General features: G+C 58.8%; 16 protein-coding genes and 2 tRNA genes. 13 read left to right on the plus strand and 5 right to left on the minus strand.

Annotated elements, in window-relative coordinates:
- Positions 1 to 444: 444 nt before the first annotated feature.
- Both ACR0KW_RS04405 and ACR0KW_RS04410 read left to right on the plus strand, forming a co-directional pair.
- Positions 445 to 669 (plus strand): DUF1127 domain-containing protein, encoded by a 225-nt coding sequence (locus tag ACR0KW_RS04405; protein ID WP_480803906.1) that lies wholly within the window; start codon positions 445 to 447, stop codon positions 667 to 669.
- A gap of 375 nt (positions 670 to 1,044) precedes the next feature.
- Entirely contained in the window at positions 1,045 to 1,335 is a 291-nt protein-coding gene (locus ACR0KW_RS04410; RefSeq protein WP_170325754.1) for a DUF1330 domain-containing protein, read from the plus strand.
- On the opposite strand, the gene ACR0KW_RS04415 is transcribed toward ACR0KW_RS04410, so the two are convergent.
- Positions 1,332 to 3,725: an ATP-dependent helicase gene (locus ACR0KW_RS04415; RefSeq protein WP_480803907.1), complete on the minus strand. Its 2,394-nt coding sequence runs from the start codon at positions 3,723 to 3,725 to the stop codon at positions 1,332 to 1,334. The genes ACR0KW_RS04410 and ACR0KW_RS04415 overlap by 4 nt on opposite strands.
- Positions 3,726 to 3,905: 180 nt before the next feature.
- Between ACR0KW_RS04415 and ACR0KW_RS04420 the strand changes: the two genes are divergently transcribed.
- The 4 genes from ACR0KW_RS04420 (at position 3,906) to ACR0KW_RS04435 (ending at position 10,922) form a co-directional block, all read left to right on the plus strand.
- Positions 3,906 to 5,699 carry a sensor domain-containing diguanylate cyclase gene (locus ACR0KW_RS04420; protein ID WP_480803908.1) on the plus strand — a complete coding sequence of 598 codons (1,794 nt, stop codon included), beginning with the start codon at positions 3,906 to 3,908 and terminating at the stop codon, positions 5,697 to 5,699.
- A gap of 39 nt (positions 5,700 to 5,738) precedes the next feature.
- Positions 5,739 to 6,896: an alpha-hydroxy acid oxidase gene (locus tag ACR0KW_RS04425; protein WP_480803909.1), complete on the plus strand. Its 1,158-nt coding sequence runs from the start codon at positions 5,739 to 5,741 to the stop codon at positions 6,894 to 6,896.
- A 124-nt stretch (positions 6,897 to 7,020) separates the two neighbouring features.
- Positions 7,021 to 10,458, plus strand: coding sequence for a pyruvate carboxylase (locus ACR0KW_RS04430; RefSeq protein WP_480803910.1), 3,438 nt, complete (start codon positions 7,021 to 7,023; stop codon positions 10,456 to 10,458).
- Between the two features lie 80 nt (positions 10,459 to 10,538).
- The gene (locus tag ACR0KW_RS04435) at positions 10,539 to 10,922 is read left to right on the plus strand and encodes an MAPEG family protein (protein WP_480803911.1); all 384 of its coding nucleotides are present in this window, start codon (positions 10,539 to 10,541) and stop codon (positions 10,920 to 10,922) included.
- A 15-nt stretch (positions 10,923 to 10,937) separates the two neighbouring features.
- Here ACR0KW_RS04435 and ACR0KW_RS04440 read toward each other — a convergent pair whose 3' ends face one another.
- The gene (locus ACR0KW_RS04440) at positions 10,938 to 11,090 is read right to left on the minus strand and encodes a hypothetical protein (protein WP_421599321.1); all 153 of its coding nucleotides are present in this window, start codon (positions 11,088 to 11,090) and stop codon (positions 10,938 to 10,940) included.
- Positions 11,091 to 11,238: 148 nt separating this feature from the next.
- Between ACR0KW_RS04440 and ACR0KW_RS04445 the strand changes: the two genes are divergently transcribed.
- The 3 genes from ACR0KW_RS04445 to ACR0KW_RS04455 all read left to right on the plus strand — a co-directional run bounded on the left by ACR0KW_RS04445 (position 11,239) and on the right by ACR0KW_RS04455 (position 12,364).
- Positions 11,239 to 11,313, plus strand: a tRNA-Gly gene (locus ACR0KW_RS04445).
- Positions 11,314 to 11,347: 34 nt separating this feature from the next.
- Positions 11,348 to 11,422, plus strand: a tRNA-Gly gene (locus ACR0KW_RS04450).
- Positions 11,423 to 11,503: 81 nt separating this feature from the next.
- Positions 11,504 to 12,364 (plus strand): GNAT family N-acetyltransferase, encoded by an 861-nt coding sequence (locus tag ACR0KW_RS04455; RefSeq protein WP_480803912.1) that lies wholly within the window; start codon positions 11,504 to 11,506, stop codon positions 12,362 to 12,364.
- Here ACR0KW_RS04455 and ACR0KW_RS04460 read toward each other — a convergent pair.
- Positions 12,361 to 12,600 (minus strand): Lrp/AsnC family transcriptional regulator, encoded by a 240-nt coding sequence (locus ACR0KW_RS04460; protein WP_170325761.1) that lies wholly within the window; start codon positions 12,598 to 12,600, stop codon positions 12,361 to 12,363. The two genes, ACR0KW_RS04455 and ACR0KW_RS04460, sit on opposite strands and share 4 nt — an antisense overlap.
- A gap of 155 nt (positions 12,601 to 12,755) precedes the next feature.
- On the opposite strand from ACR0KW_RS04460, the gene hisB reads away from it, so the two are divergent.
- Both hisB and hisH read left to right on the plus strand, forming a co-directional pair.
- Entirely contained in the window at positions 12,756 to 13,343 is a 588-nt protein-coding gene (hisB, locus tag ACR0KW_RS04465; RefSeq protein ID WP_480803913.1) for an imidazoleglycerol-phosphate dehydratase HisB, read from the plus strand.
- The gene (hisH, locus tag ACR0KW_RS04470; protein WP_480803914.1) at positions 13,344 to 13,982 is read left to right on the plus strand and encodes an imidazole glycerol phosphate synthase subunit HisH; all 639 of its coding nucleotides are present in this window, start codon (positions 13,344 to 13,346) and stop codon (positions 13,980 to 13,982) included.
- A gap of 4 nt (positions 13,983 to 13,986) precedes the next feature.
- Here hisH and ACR0KW_RS04475 read toward each other — a convergent pair whose 3' ends face one another.
- The gene (locus tag ACR0KW_RS04475; protein WP_480803915.1) at positions 13,987 to 14,385 is read right to left on the minus strand and encodes a DUF2147 domain-containing protein; all 399 of its coding nucleotides are present in this window, start codon (positions 14,383 to 14,385) and stop codon (positions 13,987 to 13,989) included.
- Between the two features lie 134 nt (positions 14,386 to 14,519).
- On the opposite strand from ACR0KW_RS04475, the gene hisA reads away from it, so the two are divergent.
- Entirely contained in the window at positions 14,520 to 15,242 is a 723-nt protein-coding gene (hisA, locus tag ACR0KW_RS04480) for a 1-(5-phosphoribosyl)-5-[(5-phosphoribosylamino)methylideneamino]imidazole-4-carboxamide isomerase (RefSeq protein ID WP_480803916.1), read from the plus strand.
- A gap of 496 nt (positions 15,243 to 15,738) precedes the next feature.
- On the opposite strand, the gene ACR0KW_RS04485 is transcribed toward hisA, so the two are convergent.
- Positions 15,739 to 16,131 carry a DUF302 domain-containing protein gene (locus ACR0KW_RS04485; protein WP_480803917.1) on the minus strand — a complete coding sequence of 131 codons (393 nt, stop codon included), beginning with the start codon at positions 16,129 to 16,131 and terminating at the stop codon, positions 15,739 to 15,741.
- A 467-nt stretch (positions 16,132 to 16,598) separates the two neighbouring features.
- Between ACR0KW_RS04485 and ACR0KW_RS04490 the strand changes: the two genes are divergently transcribed.
- On the plus strand, positions 16,599 to 18,641 hold the full coding sequence (locus ACR0KW_RS04490; RefSeq protein ID WP_480803918.1) for a spermidine synthase: 2,043 nt from the start codon (positions 16,599 to 16,601) through the stop codon (positions 18,639 to 18,641).
- The last annotated feature ends 13 nt before the right edge of the window (positions 18,642 to 18,654 follow it).

An 18,654-nucleotide genomic window follows, 5' to 3' on the forward strand; every position in this document is an offset into this window, starting at 1 on the left:
CATTTCCAAAAAATCTCATTTATGGACACCATTTCTAGCTGGAGATCCCCGCGAATCACTCAGAGCGGCGCGATTCAGGGCCACAAATCCAAACCACCCCACCCTGCACCCATGATTTCCCATGTACTGGAAATAGCGCCAACTGGCCCCACCATCTCTCGGCAATCTCATAACGCACAAATTTCGACAGAAGGCGCCCAAAGAGGAATCAGTCACACACGCGCCGCACCGCGCAACAACGTACAGAGGTCGTGAACAAAGTCGCAAAACCCTTACTTTAAAGGCCTTTAGGCACGCAGGTACCCAACGCATTGATAACTATGCAATTGCTGCATAGCGGCATTGACGACGTGAGCTATTGTGCAATTGCAGCATTTGCCTATTTTCAATCTCAAGCAAACGCCGGGCCACACCGGCAACGACAAGAACTATCGGGTAACGCAGATGGCAGCAGCAACACATCAGAGCGCAATCAAAGGCGCACCAGCAACTGGTCTGGCTTCGCTGATCGATGCCGTCAAAACGCGGTTCGTTCGGTATCGCGTCTACAGCCAGACAGTCAACGAACTGTCCGAGCTGTCGAACCGCGAACTGGCCGATCTGGGCCTGCACCGCTCGATGATCCGCCGCCTGGCACAGCAAGCGGCCGAAGAATACACCGCGCACTAAGCGCGAAACGACATAACCGAGATCAGGTCCTTCCTCCTCCCTTTTGGACCTGTATTTCTGCGGTGACATCTCTCCTCCTCCCTGATGTCGCCGCACCTTATACCGGCCCTGAACGCCGGAAACTGACACACCGGGTACTCCTCCTCCCTTTCCCGGTGTTGAAAGCGCGCGGCGACGTCTCTCCTCCTCCCTGACGTTGCCGCGTCTTCCTCATACCGGGATCAAACCCGGGTTCGGATACATCAGGGCTCTCCTCCTCCATGCTCTGGTGTTGAAAAGAACGGCGGTTCCCCTCCTCCTCCCTGGGAACCGCCGTTTTTGTTTTTTGCGCCTGTATGTAGAATGGAAGCTCGAACGAGTTGTGAGGAGTTTCCAATGGCCGCCTATTTCATCGCGCAGATTTCCATTCACGACCCCGAGGGATATCAGGCGTACCTAGAGGGCTTCATGCCGATCTTTGACCGCCACGGCGGTCGTTTACTGACAGTTTCATCCAAACCCGTCGACGTGATCGAAGGCATTTGGGCCGAAAACGGAATCGTCCTGATGGAGTTTCCCTCTCTTGAGGCAGCAAAGGCTTGGAAGGACGATCCGGATTATATCAAACTGGCCGAAATCCGGCAGCGGACTGCGACGACGAATATGGTTCTGGTCGAAGGACTTTAGAACGGCACGTCGTCCTTGGCTGACAAAAACCGTGAAACCACCTTTTTCGTGCCCGCCTTGTCGAAATCGACCTCGACCTTATCGCCTTCGATGCCAATCACCGCGCCATAGCCGAATTTCTGGTGAAACACGCGCTCGCCCAGCGTGAAACTGGCCAGCGCAGTGGCATCGATCACCGTGTTACGGCTTTCGCGCGGCTGCGACGTACCATATTGCCCCTGCCGCGCCTGCAACCGTTTCCAGCCGGGTGAGTTATAGACGTTCGCCTCAGCCGCGCGGGTTTCGATCCCCGCAGCTGGCTGTCCGCCGCCATACAGGCCCGGAGGCGTCAGCACTTCCACATGATCTTCGGGCAGTTCGTCGATGAATCGCGACGGCATCGCGTTCTGCCACTGACCGAACACCCGCCGGTTGGCGGCGAAAGAAATCGTGCAGACCTCTTCGGCGCGGGTGATACCGACATAGGCCAGCCGCCGTTCTTCCTCGAGACCCTTGAGCCCAGACTCGTCCATCGACCGTTGCGACGGGAACAGGCCGTCTTCCCACCCCGGCAGGAAAATTGAGGGAAACTCCAGCCCCTTAGCCGCGTGCAGGGTCATGATCGAGACTTTGGCCCCGTCGCCCTCCTGCTCATTGTCCATGACAAGGCTGACATGTTCCAGGAAGCCTTGAAGGTTCTCGAAGTTATCGAGCTGATTGACCAGTTCCTTGAGGTTTTCCAGCCGGCCCGGAGCCTCGGGCGTCTTTTCGTTCTGCCAGTGGGCGGTATAGCCGGATTCGTCCAGAATGATCTGCGCCAGTTCGATATGCGATACCTCGGGTTCCCCGAACCGCAGTGGCGCACCGTCATCAATCACCGAGTCATCCTCGACCTCGATACGAGGTCCGCGCGTCATCGCATTCCATCGCGCTAGCCCGTCGATCAACTCGCGCAGGGCCTTGCCGCCTTTGCCCTTGATCAACCCATTATCGACCGCGATCCGCGCCCCATCGATCAAGGACACGCCATTCTCGCGCGCCGTCATCTGGATTGTCTGCTGCGCCTTATCGCCCAAACCACGTTTCGGGGTGTTTACGATCCGCTCGAACGCCAGATCATCGCCGGGGCTAACCACCAGCCGGAAATAGGCCATAGCATCGCGAATCTCCATCCGCTCATAGAATCGGGGGCCACCGATCACCTTGTAAGGCAGGCCAATGCTAAGGAACCGATCCTCGAACGCGCGCATCTGGTGCGAAGCACGGACCAGAATCGCGATCTCATCCAGCCCGATGGGCCGCACGCCGCGCGTGCCGCCCTGCATCGCATCGATTTCCTCGCCGATCCAGCGGGCTTCTTCCTCGCCATCCCAATGACCGATCAGGCGGACCTTTTCGCCCTCTTCCGCGTCGGTCCACAGCTCTTTGCCCAAGCGGCTTTCATTGCCACGGATCACATTCGACGCGGCGGCCAGAATATGTGGGGTCGAGCGGTAATTCTGCTCCAGCCGCACCACATACGCTCCGGGAAAGTCCTTTTCGAACCGCAGAATATTGCCCACTTCGGCCCCGCGCCAGCCATAGATCGACTGGTCGTCATCCCCCACACAACAGATGTTCTTGTGCGCCCCGGCCAGCAGTCGCAGCCACAGGTATTGGGCGACGTTGGTATCCTGATATTCGTCCACCAGAATATAGCGGAACCAGCGTTGGTATTGCTCCAGAACGTCCTGATGGGTCTGGAAAATCGTGACCATGTGCAGCAGCAGGTCACCGAAATCCACCGCGTTCAGTTCGCGCAGTCGGGTCTGGTACTGGGCATAAAGCTCAATACCCTTGTTGTTGTAGGCCCCGGCATCCGCCGCAGGCACCCTATCGGGCGTCAGCGCGCGGTTTTTCCAATCATCGATGATCCCCGCCAGCATCCGCGCGGGCCACCGCTTGTCGTCGATATTGGCGGCCCGTATCAGTTGCTTGAGCAGGCGCAACTGATCGTCTGTATCCAGAATAGTGAAGTTCGATTTCAGATCGACCAATTCCGCGTGGCGGCGCAGCAACTTGACGCAGATCGAATGAAAGGTACCCAGCCACGGCATCCCCTCAGCCGGTTGGCCGAGCAGGCGGCCCACACGCTCTTTCATCTCGCGCGCGGCTTTGTTGGTGAAGGTCACCGACAGAATCTCGTTCGGACGCGCCCGGCCGGTACTCAGCAGATGCGCGATACGTGCAGTCAAGGCCTTGGTCTTGCCCGTCCCCGCCCCGGCCAGCATCAACACCGGACCGTCCAGCCGCTCCACCGCCTCGCGCTGCGCCGGGTTCAGTTCGTCCAGATAAGGCGTAGGCCGCGCGGCCATGGCCCGCTGTGACAGCGATGCGCCCTCAAAGGCGTCCATTTCGTCGAAACTGCTCATGCCCCCAAACTACGCTGGATACGCGCCAAGGGAAAGAGTTTGTTCACCCCTTGTTCGCACAGTTTTTTACCCCTCTTTTCCGTCAATTCTAACCAATACGCTTCCCTGCGCCGCGCCCGCGTTAACCCACTGTCAAAGCGTGCATCCGATGCTCAGGTCAAAGCTGTGGGAGCGCGGATCATGAAAAACACTGACGGGTCGGGCATGATGTCCTGTCTGAAACTTGCTGGCATCATTCTGACGATGGGAGGTCTCACGACCCTGTCAGCCTGGGGCATTTACGCGATTCCCGCGCCAGTGGTCGACCGGATGCTGGAATCCGACCTGCGCCACGCCGCGACACAGATGAACCGGCAGGTGGTCTCGCACCTTGAAGACGTTGACGCCACCTTTCGCACCGGCGCGCTGGACGCCCATGATAAAGAGTTTCTGGAACTGCTGCCCGCGACATCGGACATCTACCGGTTCAAACTCTTTAACGATGCGGGGCGCGTCCTGTGGTCAACCCGCCCGTCGGATGTGGGTAAGGTCAACAGCGACGCCTATTTCAGCGACGTGCTGGGCCGGGGAAACATCGTCTACAAACACGAAGAGAAACCCCTGACCGAAGTCGACAATTTGGACGGTAACATGCTTGAGGTCAGCGGGCCGCAAACTCGTCATGTCGCCGAAATCTATACCCCCGTCATCCGCGAAGGGCGTTTTGTCGGCGCGATCGAGTTCTACTCGGACATCACGCAGGTTCGAAACCTGTTCGTCAATCGGGTCCGGCTGTTGCTGACCGTACTCAGCGGCGTCGCCCTGCTTGCCCTTTCAGTCGTGACGCTGGTCATTTTCCGCGCGAACCGGCGGCAAGTGCGCAGCCTGCGGGGCCGCGCCGCGAAAGAGCGAGAGCTGATGGACGACCAACTGCGCCTTGCGCGCGAGGTTCGGTTGCTGGGCGAATTGAACGAATGGCTGCAATCCAGCCGATCACTGGACGAGTTGTTCGACATGGTCTCGCGCTTCATGACTCATATCCTGCCCGAGGCCGAAGGCAGTGTATATGTCTATTCCAATTCACGCGATGTGCTGGATGGTTGCGCCAGCTGGAATGGCGGCACGCACAAGGCCCATATCCATCCGGAAGGGTGCTGGGGCCTGCGGCGGGGGCGCACTTATGAATACGGTGCATCCGAGATCGACTTTGTCTGTGAACATGCCGAGCCGCATGACGGGCGACCCTATTTCTGCTTTCCCATTCTGGCGCATGGGGAAACGGTTGGTCTTTTACATCTGCGGGCGCATGAGGGCTGTGACGAGGTCTTTCATTCCAGCAAGAAGCTGGCCCAGCTTTGCGCCGAACAGATCAGCATGGCGATCGCAAACGTCCGGATGCGCGATCAGTTGCATGACCAGTCGGTGCGCGACCCCCTGACCGGATTGTTCAACCGTCGCCACATGACCGAAACACTGCGCAAATCCATCAGCCGCAGTCAACAGACCGGCGCCTCGCTAAGCCTCATTGCCGTGGATGTCGATCATTTCAAGAAGTTCAACGACACCCATGGCCATGACGCAGGCGACATGGTGCTGCGTGCGGTCGGATCGGCTCTGGAACAGGGCTGCGACCGGGATGAGGTCGCTTGCCGCATTGGCGGTGAGGAGTTCATGCTGATCCTGCCGGACAACACACCTGACGATGCCATGACCCGGGCTGAACATTTGCGGCAGGCGGTCGAGGCTGTCTCGGTCCGGTATGGTGAGAAATCCCTGCCGCGCATCACGATCTCTGTGGGCGTCGCCCACTACCCGGCACATGGCACCATGCCGCAGGATTTGATGCGCGCGGCGGACGACGCGCTGTACATGGCCAAAGACAAGGGCCGCAATCAGGTACAGGTTGCCAAAGGGGCAGCCTCGGTCACGTCGACGGTGGCGGATGCCAAGCACAAACGGCCGCGCAAATCCCCGCCTCCGGCCTCAGCCGCCTGAAAACCTTGCAGAATCGCCCGGCAGGTTGGATCAATTCATATGGACCTGCACAGCTCATTCCCCGGCATTGCCGACCTGAAGCGCCGCGCACAGCGCAGGATTCCGTTCTTTGTCTGGGAATATCTGGCAAGCGGCACAGGCATCGAGACCACGCTGCACCGAAACCGGACCGCGCTGGATCAGGTGGGGTTTCTGCCCGCGATCCTGCAGGGCCCGATTGAATGCGATACCGGCACGCGTTTTTTGGGACAGGATTTTCCCCTGCCCTTTGGTATTGCGCCCATCGGGATGGCCGGTCTGGTCTGGCCGGACGCAGAGGGGTTGCTGGCACGTGCTGCTGCCAAGGCGGGGCTGCCCTATACGCTTTCGACGGTCGCCAGCCAAAGCCCCGAGGATCTGGCCCCTCATCTTGGGCAAAACGCCTGGTTTCAGTTGTACCCGCCAAAAGACCCGGACATTCGCACAGATATCCTGAAACGCGCCAGATCGGCGGGGTTCTCGACCTTGGTGCTAACCGTTGACGTCCCGGTCGCCTCGCGCCGTGAACGGCAAATACGATCCGGCCTGACCAATCCTCCGCGGCTGACCCCACGCCTGCTGGCCCAGATTGCCCTGCGTCCGGCCTGGGCCTTGGGCATGGCGCAAAACGGGATGCCCCGGATGCGGACACTGGACAAGTATATTGACGGCGACAGCGCTCTGCCGCCGACCGCCCATGTGGGTTACCTGCTGCGCACCTCGCCCGACATGGAGTATGTTGAATGGCTGCGTGACGCGTGGGACGGGCCATTTATCGTAAAGGGCGTGATGCGGGCCGAGGACGCCGAGCGGCTGCAACAGGTTGGTGTTGATGCCATTTGGGTTTCGAATCACGGCGGCCGCCAGTTTGACGGAGCCCCCGCAAGTATCAATGTGCTACCGTTAATCCGAAAGGCTACAAATTTGCCTCTAATCTTCGACAGCGGCATAGAAGGCGGCCTGGATATCCTGCGCGCACTGGCACTGGGCGCGGATTTTGTCATGCTCGGGCGCGGATTCCTGTATGGTCTCAGCGCCTTGGGCGCAAATGGGCCCGCGCATGTCATCGACATCCTGCGTCAGGACATGCTTGCCAATATGGGCCAAATGGGCCTTTCAAACCTGCAGGAAATTCGTTCGGTGATCACAAATATTGATGCTGCAGCGCAGCGTGTGTAAGACAATCAAGCCGAAAGGCGGCGTTTGCGAGCGATAACATGCCGGTTCTACCCAGAAGGACTGATATACGAGCGCGTATTGTCCGCCTAATAACACGGCCAAACCACTAAGACCGGGACCTGATATGACCGACTTCAACAAGATCCTGATCGCCAATCGCGGCGAGATTGCCATTCGCGTGATGCGCGCAGCGAACGAGATGGGCAAACGCACCGTCGCGGTGTTCGCCGAAGAAGACAAGCTTGGCTTGCATCGTTTCAAGGCGGACGAGGCGTATCGCATCGGCGAAGGCATGGGACCGGTTGCTGCTTATCTGAGCATTGACGAGATCATCCGCGTAGCCAAGGAATGCGGCGCGGATGCGATCCACCCGGGCTATGGCCTGCTGTCCGAGAATCCCAACTTCGTGGATGCTTGCGTGCAGAACGGCATCACCTTCATCGGCCCCAAGGCGGAAACCATGCGCGCCCTGGGCGATAAGGCCAGTGCACGCCGCGTCGCTATTGCCGCCGATGTCCCGGTCATTCCGGCGACCGAAGTGCTGGGCGACGACATGGACGCGATCCGAGCCGAAGCCAAAGAGATCGGCTATCCGCTGATGCTGAAGGCCAGCTGGGGCGGCGGCGGTCGCGGTATGCGCCCGATCCACTCGGAAGACGAGCTGGAAGAGAAAGTTTTGGAAGGCCGTCGTGAGGCGGAAGCCGCATTTGGCAACGGCGAGGGTTATCTGGAAAAGATGATCACCCGCGCCCGTCACGTTGAGGTTCAGATCCTCGGTGACAAGCATGGTGAGATCTATCACCTCTATGAACGCGACTGCTCGGTCCAGCGCCGGAACCAGAAGGTCGTGGAACGCGCCCCTGCCCCGTATCTGTCCGAAGAACAGCGCGCGGAAATCTGTGAACTGGGCCGCAAGATCTGCGCCCATGTGAACTATGAATGCGCCGGCACGGTCGAATTCCTGATGGATATGGAAACCGGCAAGTTCTACTTCATCGAGGTGAACCCCCGTGTGCAGGTGGAACACACCGTCACCGAGGAAGTCACCGGCATCGACATCGTTCAGGCGCAAATCCTGATTGCCGAGGGCAAGACCCTGGCCGAGGCCACGGGTGCGGCCAGCCAGGCGGACGTGCATCTGACCGGCCACGCGCTGCAGACCCGGATCACCACCGAGGACCCGCAGAACAACTTTATCCCCGATTATGGCCGCATCACCGCCTATCGCTCGGCCACCGGCATGGGCATCCGTCTGGATGGCGGCACCGCCTATGCGGGCGGTGTGATCACGCGGTATTACGACTCGCTGCTGACCAAGGTCACTGCCAAGGCTCCGACGCCCGAAGCTGCGATTGCCCGCATGGACCGCGCCCTGCGCGAGTTCCGTATTCGCGGCGTCAGCACCAATATCGACTTTGTCATCAACCTGCTGAAGCACCCGACCTTCCTGTCGAACGAATACACCACCAAGTTCATCGACACGACGCCGGACCTGTTCACCTTCAAGCGCCGCCGTGACCGGGGCACCAAGGTTCTGACCTATATCGCGGACATCACCGTGAACGGTCACCCTGAAACCAAGGATCGCCCGGAACCCCGCGCCGATCTGAAAGAGGCCAAAGCCCCCGCGCCCAAGGCCGAACCGCAGATGGGCACCCGCAACCTGCTGGAGCAAAAAGGCCCGCAGGCGGTTGCTGACTGGATGAAGGCGCAGCGGCAGCTGCTGATCACCGACACCACCATGCGCGACGGGCATCAGTCACTGCTGGCGACCCGGATGCGGTCGATCGACATGATCAAGGTGGCGCCCAGCTATGCCGCCAACCTGCCGCAACTGTTCTCGGTCGAATGCTGGGGCGGCGCGACTTTCGACGTGGCTTATCGCTTCTTGCAGGAATGCCCATGGCAGCGTCTGCGCGATCTGCGCGAGGCGATGCCGAACCTGATGACCCAGATGCTGCTGCGCGGCGCGAACGGCGTTGGCTACACCAACTACCCGGACAACGTGGTGCAGGAGTTCGTGCGTCAGGCGTCGAAAAACATCGATGTCTTCCGCGTGTTCGACTCGCTGAACTGGGTCGAGAACATGCGCGTGGCGATGGATGCCGTCGTCGAGAACGGCAAGATCTGTGAAGGCACCGTCTGCTATACCGGTGACATTCTGGACCCGGATCGTTCGAAATATGACCTGAAATATTATGTCGGCATGGCGAAAGAGCTGCGCGATGCAGGCGCCCATGTTCTGGGCCTGAAGGACATGGCAGGCCTGCTGAAACCGGCCTCGGCCAAGATCCTGATCCGTGCGCTGAAAGAAGAGGTCGGCCTGCCGATCCACTTCCACACACATGACACCGCCGGTATCGCCAGCGCGACCATTCTGGCTGCCTCCGAAGCTGGCGTGGACGCGGTGGATTGCGCGATGGACAGCTTCTCGGGCAACACCAGCCAAGCAACGCTGGGCACCGTGGTCGAAGCTCTGCGCCACACCGAGCGTGACACCGGTCTGGACATCAAGGCGATCCGCGAGATCAGCGATTACTTCGAAGCGGTCCGCGGCCAATACGCTGCCTTCGAATCAAGCCTGCAGGCTCCGGCGTCCGAGGTGTACCTGCACGAAATGCCGGGCGGTCAGTTCACCAACCTCAAGGCGCAGGCGCGCTCCTTGGGTCTGGAAGAACGCTGGCACGAGGTCGCTCAGATGTACGCCGACGTGAACCAGATGTTCGGTGACATCGTGAAGGTCACGCCGTCGTCCAAAGTGGTCGGTGACATGGCGCTGATGATGGTCAGTCAGGGCCTGACCCGCGAAGATGTGGAAAGCCCCTCGACTGATGTGGCGTTCCCCGACTCGGTGGTCGATATGATGCGCGGCAACCTGGGTCAGCCTCCGGGCGGCTTCCCCGACACCATCATCAAGAAAGTCCTCAAAGACGAAGCTCCGAACACTGACCGCCCCGGCAAAGACGTGCCTGCAGTCGATCTGGAAGCCACCCGTGCCGAGCTGTCGAAGCAGTTGGAGGGCAAAGAGGTCGATGACGAGGATCTGAACGGATACCTGATGTATCCCAAGGTGTTCCTGGATTACATGGGGCGTCACCGGACCTATGGCCCGGTCCGCACTCTGCCCACACGCACCTTCTTCTATGGCATGGACCCGGGCGAAGAGATCACCGCCGAGATCGACCCGGGTAAAACGCTGGAAATCCGCTGTCAGGCCATCGGCGAGACCGATGAAAAGGGTGAGGTCAAAGTGTTCTTCGAACTCAACGGCCAGCCCCGCGTCATCCGGGTGCCTAACCGCATGGTGACCTCGACTACGCAGGCGCGACCCAAGGCCGAAGCGGGCAACTCGGACCATGTCGGTGCGCCGATGCCGGGTGTTGTCGCAACCGTGGCCGTGACCGCCGGTCAGGAAGTCAAGGAAGGCGACATGCTGCTGACCATCGAAGCGATGAAGATGGAGACCGGTATCCACGCGGAACGCGACGCCACAGTCAAAGCCGTCCACGTTCAACCCGGCGGCCAAATTGACGCCAAGGACCTGCTGGTCGAACTGGAATAACCGGTTTAGCTTTCTGGGCTAACAGGGGCCGCTCGGGGAACCGGGCGGCCTTTTTCTTGGCCCGAGGAGGATAAAGGCCCATGCTGTCCATCACACCTGTCTATGCCGCATTGCTGGCAATCCAGTTTATCGCGCTCAGCGTCAGGGTCATCAGCCAGCGGCGTAGTGACAAGATTTCCTACGGCGACGGCGGGAATACGACGATGCTCAAGGTGATGCGGACGCATTCCAACTTTGTCGAATACACGCCCTTTGCCTTGCTGTTGATCGCGATGGTCGAACTGCAGGGGGCAAGCGGGCTGTTGCTGAACCTTCTGGGCCTGACATTGCTGAGCGGACGGCTGTTGCACGCCTATGGGTTCGGGCGCAGCCCGCAGATCGTGATTCTGCGCCAAATCGGGATGCTGCTGACATTCGCCGCGATTCTGGTGGCCGCCATCGCGAATCTCGTACTGGCGCTGTGATCTGATGGGCGGGATTTACCCCGCCAGTACTCGCGTTTCGACCTGCGGTGCATCCCTCAGGACAGGCTCCACCTCACCCAGCCTGTCCTTCTCCGGCAAACAGAGCGCCGATGTCAGCACGATTAGCGCCGCCAGCAGGGCCATCTTCATATCAGCAATCCGTGTCATTTCCTCTCCTCGAACCCTCTTGTTTTTTAATGGTCTAAGATTTCAACGCGCCGCCCCCGGATTTCCGTCGAAAGATTTTTCTGCTTTTTTGTGTTTTTCCGCTTGCAGCCCCGCGTGGGAATTTATACATCCCTCCTCACTCAACGGCGCGGGCGTAGCTCAGGGGTAGAGCATAACCTTGCCAAGGTTAGGGTCGGGCGTTCGAATCGCCTCGCCCGCTCCATTGAGAGGTCCTTGGACCAACATATGTATCTGATGCGGGCGTAGCTCAGGGGTAGAGCATAACCTTGCCAAGGTTAGGGTCGGGCGTTCGAATCGCCTCGCCCGCTCCAGATACCAAACTCTCCGAACATGCTGGTTCTTCGTGACGCATTGCGTCATTCTGGTTGCGCTGCGCAACACAGGGTTCACTCATGTCTGAATACGTTATCCGCCCTCTCACCGCTGACGAGTTGCAGCAGGCCGTGGATTGGGCCGCACACGAAGGGTGGAATCCGGGGCATCATGATGCCGCGTGTTTCCACAGTACGGATACTGACGGGTTTCTGGGCGGATTCATGGATGGTGAGATGATCGCCTCAATCTCGGTGGTCCATTACGACGATGGGTTTGCTTTCCTTGGATTCTACATCGTACACCCCGAGCATCGTGGCGCGGGACACGGGCTGAAGCTTTGGCAGGGTGCATTGGCCAACTGCACTGCCCGCAACGTCGGGTTGGATGGGGTCGTCGATCAGCAGCACAATTACCGCAAATCGGGCTTTGCCTTCGCGTACAACAACTACCGATTCACCGGGACTGTAGCGGATATTCAGCGGGCGTTGCCACCGTCAGCCGGCACCGAAGCTTTGACTGCGGTTTCTGATGAATTGCAGGCGTACGATCGCCATCTGTTCCCGACCCCGCGTGACACGTTCCTGCAGGGCTGGATCAGCGCTCCAACTCATGTCTCACGTGTGTATTCCGAGGACGGACAGATCAAAGGCTATGCCACGTTGCGCCCATGCAAAAACGGCTACAAAATCGGGCCACTATTCGCGGACCGCGCCGACATTGCCGAAACCTTGCTGGCCAGCTTGCTGGAAACGTTACCGGAAGATCAAAGCGCGCAAGAGGTCTTCATCGACATGCCCCAACCCAACCAGGCCGCCTTTGATTTGGCGGCAAAGCTTGGGTTGGAAAAGGTTTTCGAAACGGCTCGGATGTATTCGAGCCATCAACCGGACATCGACCTAAACCGTATCTTTGGCGTGACCACTTTCGAGCTTGGTTAAAACGCCTTGAATGTCATCGTGGTCAGCGACCGCTCGATATTGGGAATCACCAGCAGATTTTCGTTGATGAAATGCCCCACATCCTCGGTTTCGGGGATGTAAAGTTTCAGCAGCAGGTCATATTCTCCGCTGGTCGAATAGAGTTCGGAATGGATTTCGCGCAGGGCGATTTCCTCGGCCACCTTGTAGGTAGTGCCGGGTTTACAACGGATCTGGATGAAAACGCAGGTGGACATGGGCCGGGCCTTGATGGTTCGTGTTGTCCGCAGGCTGGCATGGGCCGCTCCCGGGTGCAATCCCCTGCAACAGTTTGCGCTGAATGCGACGGGCGGTCTGGAAAAACCCGCCCTTCCCCGTCTATAAGCGCGCCTGTAGCAAAAGGAATTCGCCCATGCGCAGCGCAAAGATCAGCCGTCAGACCGCCGAGACCGAAATCTCGCTCGAGGTCAATCTGGACGGCACCGGCACCTATGACAATCAGACCGGCGTTGGCTTCTTTGACCACATGCTGGACCAGCTTGCGCGCCACTCGCTGATCGACATGACGATCCGCGCCAAGGGCGATTATCACATCGACGACCACCACACGGTCGAGGATACCGGCATCGCGCTGGGTCAGGCTTTGACGCAGGCTTTGGGCGACAAGAAAGGCATCCGTCGCTATGGCGAGTGCCACCTGCCCATGGACGACGCACAGGTGCGCTGCGCGCTGGATCTGTCGGCACGCCCCTTCCTGATCTGGAATGTGGACCTGCCCACACAGAAGATCGGCACGTTCGACACCGAACTTGTCCGTGAGTTCTTTCAGGCACTCAGCACCCATGGCGGCATCACATTGCACATCGACCAATTGCACGGGTTCAACAGCCACCACATCGCTGAGGCTGCCTTCAAGGCCGTCGCCCGCGCCCTGCGGCTGGCGGTTGAAACCGACCCGCGCAAAGCGGATGCAATTCCGTCGACCAAGGGTGCGTTGTAAATGCTGACCGCCATCATTGATTACGAGAGCGGCAACCTGCACTCGGCCGAAAAGGCGTTCCAACGCATGGCGCGCGAGATGGATGCGGGTGAGGTTGTTGTGACCTCGGACGCGGATGTTGTTGCGCGGGCTGATCGGTTGGTTCTGCCCGGTGACGGCGCCTTTCCGGCCTGTGCCGCCGAACTGCGCGGCCACAAGGGCATCTATGACGCGATGGTCGAGGCGGTCGAACAAAAGGGCCGCCCGTTTCTGGGCATCTGCGTCGGGATGCAGCTAATGGCCTCAAAGGGCCACGAATACACCGAAACCGACGGGTTGGACTGGGTCGCTGGTGACGTGGTCCGGATCGAGCCGTCAGATACTGCTCTGAAAGTCCCGCATATGGGCTGGAACGATTTGGTTCTGGAAAGCGATCATCCGGTGTTCAACGGTGTGAAATCCGGCGATCACGTCTATTTCGTCCACTCCTACCATTTCCGCGTCACCGATCCGGCACAGCGGCTGGCCTATGTGGACTATGGGCAGGAAGTCACGGCCGTAATCGGCCGCGACACGATGGTTGGAATGCAGTTCCACCCCGAAAAAAGCCAGGACGTGGGCCTGCGCATGATCGGGAACTTCCTGACCTGGGCGCCCTGACGGCTTACTGAACGCGTGTCCAGGTCTGACCCCGGCAGACCAGACCACCCGCGACACACCCTTTGACAGTCAGCTCGTTCTGGCTGTCGAGGGTCATTTTCGAGTTATAGGTCTTGTCCCGATCCGGTGCCCAGATCTTGCCGTTGGCATAGGTACCGTCGCCTTCAGCCTCCATGTCCCAGATGATCTGCTTGCCCAGATTCTCATAAGCCAGTTGCTGATTGCCGGATTTGTCAAAGGCGCTGTCGATGGTACCGCAGATCGCGCTGCCACACGGGGCGATCGTAACATGCAGATATCCGCCTTCGTCGCCCGGCTGCGTTTTCCACAGACCATCGACCGGATCCGCCAAAGACGCGGTTGCCAGTACTGCAAAGCCTGCCGCAAGGGTAATTTTCTTCATGATTTCCTCCCTGATTTGTCGTTACTCTGCCGGGCACGGCGCCCCCGGGCAAGAATGACTTAGCGTCGCGTTGCATCCCCTGCCCTGCCTGTGCGATATCCCGCGCGTGTAACACTGATATAGGGCCGCCGATCATGATCCTTTACCCCGCCATCGACCTCAAAGACGGCCAGGCCGTGCGCCTGCTGCGCGGAGAGATGGACAAGGCCACCGTGTTCAACGAAGACCCTGCCGCGCAGGCGCGTGCCTTTGTCGAGGCTGGCTGCGAATGGTTGCACCTTGTGGACCTGAACGGCGCCTTCGCGGGTGAGCCGGTCAACGCCGCCCCGGTTGAGGCGATCCTGAAAGCCTGCGACGTGCCCGCCCAGTTGGGCGGCGGCATCCGCGACATGGCCACGATCGAAACCTGGATCGACAAAGGGCTGGCCCGCGTGATTCTGGGCACGGTCGCGGTAGAAAACCCCGATCTGGTGCGAGAGGCCGCGCGGGAGTTCCCCGGCAAGGTCGCCGTAGGCATCGACGCCCGCAACGGCATGGTCGCCACCAAGGGCTGGGCCGAGGAAACCGATGTTCAGGTCACCGATCTGGCCCGCAGTTTCGAGGACGCGGGCGTAGCGGCCATCATCTATACTGACATCAACCGCGACGGCGCGATGCAGGGCCCGAACATCGAAGCCACCGCTGATCTCGCCCGCGCCGTATCGATTCCGGTCATTGCTTCAGGCGGCGTCAGCTCGCTGGACGATCTGATTGCGCTGCGCGATTGCGGGGTAGACCTGAACGGCGCAATTTCCGGCCGCGCGCTTTATGACGGCGCGATTGACCTGAAAGAGGCCTTGTCCACTCTGGCCCAGTGAAATCAGCAATTTAATCGTCCAATTATTCTTTTGGGGCTGCCCGTTTCTATACGGCTGCAGCTCCTTTTCGTTGATACGAACAAACTGAAAGCACCCGGCCCAATCGCCGGTTTCTTCGCACCACCTATCGCCATCGACGTACCATTTACCTTCGTATTTGCTGCCGCCAAAGTTACCGGCGAGCTTTCCCTTTTTTCTACCTTTACTGTAGGCCTGCGCCCATTGGGTTTTGTTATCCTGATTTGAAACAGCGTAAATTGTCGACCCGGGAATGGTCGCCAGAAGTTCTTTCTGTGTCATGAAATCCTGAGCCTGCGCGGCACTGGTCAGGGCCAGAAAAACAGCACCTGTAATCCCTATCATTTTCAATGATGATTTCATGGAGAACTCCTCCCAAATACTGTTTGAAATGCGGGATATTTACCATAATCCCAGCGACCAAACAAATTTTGAAAGGGTTGTGCGTCGGCAATCCGTTCCGCCGACGCACCTGTGCCTATTCGGCAGCAACCGCAGTCAACTTGGCCAATGCACCACGCATCTTTTCGATGACGGGGGAGTTTTCGACGGCATCCAGCTCGTCCATGGTCTCTTTCGGGTCTTCATAAGCCAGCCAGACCTGACCATTTTCATCCTCGTAGGCCTGCACTTTCAACGGCAGGAACAGGCCGGCGCGCGGGTCAATCTGCATCGCAGGCGTGCCCAGTGCAGGGTTGCCGAAGATCAGAACCTGGTTGGCCGGAATGGTCAGCCCGACCTTTTCGGCCCCCGCCGCGTGGTCGATGCGGGCGAACACGGTCGCGCCTGCGTTGCCAACTGCCGCCTCCAGTGCATCCATCGCCTCGGACACGGATTTGGCGGTGTTCACCTTGATGATGTCATCTGCCATGGCTGTGACAGCTCCTCCAATTACGAAAGCGGTTGTCAAAAAGAAATTGCGCATCTCATTGATCTCCTGATGAATTGGGGGACAGTGTTCACAGGATTTAGAGACGTGACAATCACAACTCCGGCATCGGCGAGGCTTTGCCGGTTCTTCGCGCACCCCATGAGCGGCACCCAGCGATCGATCACAAATCGTGAACAATTCCGCACAAACGCGCTGAATTTGCACTGATTAGCCGCAAAAAAGTCAAGATTCGCCAATACGGCTGAACCGCAATTTTATGCCGGAGTTTCACCGTGTCCTTTTCGAACATATCGCAGCCTACAAAGACTTGGCGCATCTACGCTCCGGTCGTCAGCTTTTGCGCGTCTATCTTCGTAAGCGCCAGCCTGTTGTTTTTTGTTCAACCGCTGTTTGCCAAGCTCGTTTTGCCCAAAATCGGCGGGACCCCTGCGGTCTGGACTACCGCCATGCTGTTTTTCCAGCTGATGCTGATCCTCGGATATCTGTATGCCCATATGCTGACCCGCTGGTTCACCCTGCGGTGGCAGCTTGTGACACATCTGGCCTTGTGGCTGCTGGCGCTCAGCTTTCTACCTTTGGCCACACAGGAAGGCTGGAGGTTCGATTCCTCTCAATCTATCGCTCTGCAAACGCTGTTGTTGTTTGCAGCGGGCGTAGGGGTTCCCTTTGCGGTGCTGTCTGCGAACGCGCCTCTGTTACAGGCTTGGTATTCACGGTCTGGCGGACCGTCGGCCAATGACCCCTATTTCCTGTATGCGGCAAGCAATGTCGGATCGCTGCTGGCTCTTCTGTCTTTTCCGCTGCTTGCCGATCCCTTCTTCGGTGCGCGAGACATCAGCCTGCTCTGGTCTGTCGGATTTGTGGTATTCGGCATCCTTCTGGCCATCAGCGGCCTGATCGCGCTACGCGGGCCTGCCGACACTGCCAACCCGGAAGAGCCCAGCAAGGCGGGCAAAACCCTGAGCGCAAAAACAATTGCGTCTTGGGTGTTCATTGCTTTCATCCCTTCGTCCTTGATGTTGGCTACCACAACAAAGCTCAGCATCGACCTTGGCGCCATCCCACTGATCTGGGTCGTACCGCTGGCGACCTACATCCTGACGTTCATTCTTGCTTTCGCAAAGCGGAGTCGGCATACCCTTGATAGCCTCAGGACCTCGGTTCTGCTGGTCATGGCCATTGGCATAGCCTTGCTGTCCAAAATCGGATCATCGCAACAGCCTCTGGCCGCCATTCTGGTATATATTCCACTACTGTTTTTGATCGCCCTGTTTGCGCACAGACTTCTCTACGAATTCCGACCTCCGGCGGAACACCTCACAACTTTCTACCTTGCGCTTTCGGTCGGCGGTGCCTGCGGTGGGTTGTTCAACTCGATCATCGCGCCTGCTGTGTTCAACCGGGAGATTGAGTTCGCCCTGACACTTCTTGCGGCCGGTGGTTTGTTTCTGCTTCAGGCCGGAGCATTCAGTATTCGCCACGCACTGGTGGGGATTGCCGTTGCCGCACCTATTTCAATCGTGATCAGCGTTTTGAACGAAGGGCGCGCAGGGGATGCAAACACGGTCATCACAATTGCAACTGCCGCTCTGGTCGCGATGGTATTGCTGACCTTCCGGAATGCGCCGACCCGCATAGCTACGGTTCTGGTGATTTTTCTGGTGCCAACCCTGATCCCAAAATACGAGATGCACTTCCGCGATCGCAGCTTTTTCGGAACCCATGCTGTTTTTGACAGCGGTGGGTTCCGGGTCTACCGGAACGGCACCACCATGCATGGCTGGCAAAAGCCCACCGAGCCCGGCACGCGACCGGTGGCGTCGTCTTACTACCACCCGGACGGGCCAATGGCCGAAATTCTGACGTCGGAATATGGCCTGAACGCTGAAAACATCGGAATTGTTGGCCTCGGGACCGGTGCGCTGGCCTGTTACGGGCAGCCTCATCAGACGTGGGAGTTCTTCGAGATCGATGAAACCGTCGACCGCATTGCCCGCGACCCGAACCTGTTCACGTATATGTCCGAATGTGCTCCGGATTCGGAAACCCACTTGGGCGATGCGCGGATCGTGCTGGAACATCAGAAGTTTGCGTTTGATATCATGGTGCTGGACGCCTACAGCTCGGATGCGATTCCGCTGCACCTGATCACGCGCGAAGCCATTGAGACCTATCTGAGCCAGCTAAATCAGGGCGGCACCTTGGTTTTTCACATATCGAACCAGTACTACGATCTGGCACCACAGCTGGCGCGCGTAGCCGCAACGCTAGACCTGCACGCCGCGCTTCAGGAACACAACCCTGACGAACAGTCAAAAAGTCAGGGCGCTTCTGACACGCATGTAGTCATCATGAGCCGCGACGAAAATCGCATTACCGCATTTGCCAACACCGGCAGGTGGACGAAGCTGACCTCTGACGGTCGGATTCCGTGGACAGACGACAAGGGTAACCTTTTGTCTGCCCTCAGGACGCTGGCCTCTCATTGATATTGTGCCGCAC

It is taken from the genome of Ruegeria sp. CG11, assembly GCF_056537245.1.

What these genes read in the sequence shown, in the direction of transcription:
- ACR0KW_RS04405 (WP_480803906.1), top strand. Translation starts at nt 445, where the DNA reads ATGGCAGCAGCAACACATCAGAGCGCAATCAAAGGCGCACCAGCAACT.
- ACR0KW_RS04410 (WP_170325754.1), top strand. Translation starts at nt 1,045, where the DNA reads ATGGCCGCCTATTTCATCGCGCAGATTTCCATTCACGACCCCGAGGGA.
- ACR0KW_RS04415 (WP_480803907.1), bottom strand. Translation starts at nt 3,725, where the DNA reads ATGAGCAGTTTCGACGAAATGGACGCCTTTGAGGGCGCATCGCTGTCA.
- ACR0KW_RS04420 (WP_480803908.1), top strand. Translation starts at nt 3,906, where the DNA reads ATGAAAAACACTGACGGGTCGGGCATGATGTCCTGTCTGAAACTTGCT.
- ACR0KW_RS04425 (WP_480803909.1), top strand. Translation starts at nt 5,739, where the DNA reads ATGGACCTGCACAGCTCATTCCCCGGCATTGCCGACCTGAAGCGCCGC.
- ACR0KW_RS04430 (WP_480803910.1), top strand. Translation starts at nt 7,021, where the DNA reads ATGACCGACTTCAACAAGATCCTGATCGCCAATCGCGGCGAGATTGCC.
- ACR0KW_RS04435 (WP_480803911.1), top strand. Translation starts at nt 10,539, where the DNA reads ATGCTGTCCATCACACCTGTCTATGCCGCATTGCTGGCAATCCAGTTT.
- ACR0KW_RS04440 (WP_421599321.1), bottom strand. Translation starts at nt 11,090, where the DNA reads ATGACACGGATTGCTGATATGAAGATGGCCCTGCTGGCGGCGCTAATC.
- ACR0KW_RS04455 (WP_480803912.1), top strand. Translation starts at nt 11,504, where the DNA reads ATGTCTGAATACGTTATCCGCCCTCTCACCGCTGACGAGTTGCAGCAG.
- ACR0KW_RS04460 (WP_170325761.1), bottom strand. Translation starts at nt 12,600, where the DNA reads ATGTCCACCTGCGTTTTCATCCAGATCCGTTGTAAACCCGGCACTACC.
- hisB (WP_480803913.1), top strand. Translation starts at nt 12,756, where the DNA reads ATGCGCAGCGCAAAGATCAGCCGTCAGACCGCCGAGACCGAAATCTCG.
- hisH (WP_480803914.1), top strand. Translation starts at nt 13,344, where the DNA reads ATGCTGACCGCCATCATTGATTACGAGAGCGGCAACCTGCACTCGGCC.
- ACR0KW_RS04475 (WP_480803915.1), bottom strand. Translation starts at nt 14,385, where the DNA reads ATGAAGAAAATTACCCTTGCGGCAGGCTTTGCAGTACTGGCAACCGCG.
- hisA (WP_480803916.1), top strand. Translation starts at nt 14,520, where the DNA reads ATGATCCTTTACCCCGCCATCGACCTCAAAGACGGCCAGGCCGTGCGC.
- ACR0KW_RS04485 (WP_480803917.1), bottom strand. Translation starts at nt 16,131, where the DNA reads ATGGCAGATGACATCATCAAGGTGAACACCGCCAAATCCGTGTCCGAG.
- ACR0KW_RS04490 (WP_480803918.1), top strand. Translation starts at nt 16,599, where the DNA reads ATGCTGTTTTTCCAGCTGATGCTGATCCTCGGATATCTGTATGCCCAT.